This window comes from Autumnicola patrickiae, from assembly GCF_031846525.1.
Classification (GTDB): Bacteria; Bacteroidota; Bacteroidia; order Flavobacteriales; family Flavobacteriaceae; genus Autumnicola; species Autumnicola patrickiae.
Window position 1 is genome coordinate 1 of sequence record NZ_JAVRHM010000057.1, and the last position, 1,521, is coordinate 1,521.

General features: G+C 39.2%; 1 protein-coding gene. It reads left to right on the forward strand.

Features of this window, described 5'->3' with window-relative positions; all coding sequences use genetic code 11:
- Positions 1-140: 140 nt before the first annotated feature.
- Entirely contained in the window at positions 141-1,196 is a 1,056-nt protein-coding gene (locus tag RM549_RS19300; protein WP_037320342.1) for an IS110 family RNA-guided transposase, read from the forward strand.
- Positions 1,197-1,521 lie beyond the last annotated feature (325 nt).

The following is a 1,521-nucleotide window of genomic DNA, read 5'->3' on the forward strand; positions in this document are numbered from 1 at the left end:
CGGGCGTAATTGTCCGCAGGACATTCCGCTAAGCAAGTGAACAAAAAGTTTCGATTTGAAACTGGCTCAAGCATTGTTTTTAGCATCAATGAAAAAGCAGTAATCGAGTATCTTTAATATTCACCATAAAAACTAAAGATATGGAATCCCGAGTTACTGCCTTACCAAAGTTATTCATAGGAATTGACATCCACAAGAGGAGCTGGAAAATACACTGCAGCACCGATCTTTTTGCCGGTAAATCTTTTACTATGCCACCGGAGCCTGAGAAGTTACGGGAATATGTTCAAAAACATTTTCCGGACCACGAAGTCTCCACTGCCTATGAAGCGGGTTGTTGTGGTTATGCTGCTCATCGTAGTTTTGTAAATTTTGGCTGGAGATCCCTGGTGGTAAATCCGGCCGATATTCAACGAAAGGGAAAAGAACGATACACCAAAACCGATAGAATCGATGCCCAGCTCATTAGCAGAGAACTCAAAGACGGTCGTCTTGAGAGTATCATAGTTCCCGATATAGAACGGGAAGAACTCCGTAGCCTTTTCCGGCGCCGTAATGAACTGGTTAAAGACTTCAGACGTGTCAAATCTGTAATTAAAATGCAGTTGCTCTATTATGGAGTCAAAGTTCCTCCTGAGTTTGATAATGATCACTGGAGCCACGATTTTCGTCATTGGGTAGATAGCCAAAAGTTTGTTTTTGGTACTGCAAGGGAATGTATGGCCAGTAAGATGCGTAATTTTCGTTTTATTGATAAGGAACTTCGAGATGTATCGAGCCAGTTAAGAGCTTATTGCCGTAAACATTTTAAGCAGGATTTCTATCTACTAAGGAGCATTCCTGGTATTGGAGGAATTGTAGCAGTTGGAATCATTGCTGAACTGGGTGATCTAAGGCGATTTAGCAGCTTAAAACATTTGGCAGGTTATGTTGGTTTGGCTCCCAGCATATATCAAAGTGGAGTTAATTCAAAATCAATGGGGATGAACCCCAGGTGTCACAGACTAATCCGATCATATTTTGTGGAAGCTGCATGGCAGGCAATTAGAACAGATCCCGTAATGCAGGCTTATTATCGCCAGCACCTGGGCAAAGACGTCAAAAAAATAATAGTAAAAGTGGCTCACAAATTACTGAGCCGAACTTTAGCAGTGATTAAAACTAAAACTCCTTATGAAATTGGAGTGATATCATAATCTATAACTCATGACCAAGCTCAAAATATTAAAAGTCTATACCACAAAACAATATAGGTGGCCATTTCAGGATCACATTTTTTAGCTAGTGGATAGACTTAATTAACCAATCATAATGATGCTGGTGACACTCATTAGAAGTGACCACATATAGGATGCGGAGCGGGTTATTTTGCATTGAATTCTAACTGAAGCAAAGCTTCAATCAGAATTAAACGCGTTAAAATATATATAGGAATGAAATAAGAAAAATTAAAATATTAAATTTGAGAGAGCAGGTTATTGCTTTTCATAGGATATATTGTTGTAATGCGTTTTTATTCCC

Excerpts from the sequence above, each read along its gene's own strand:
- RM549_RS19300 (WP_037320342.1), top strand. The coding sequence starts at position 141 with ATGGAATCCCGAGTTACTGCCTTACCAAAGTTATTCATAGGAATTGAC.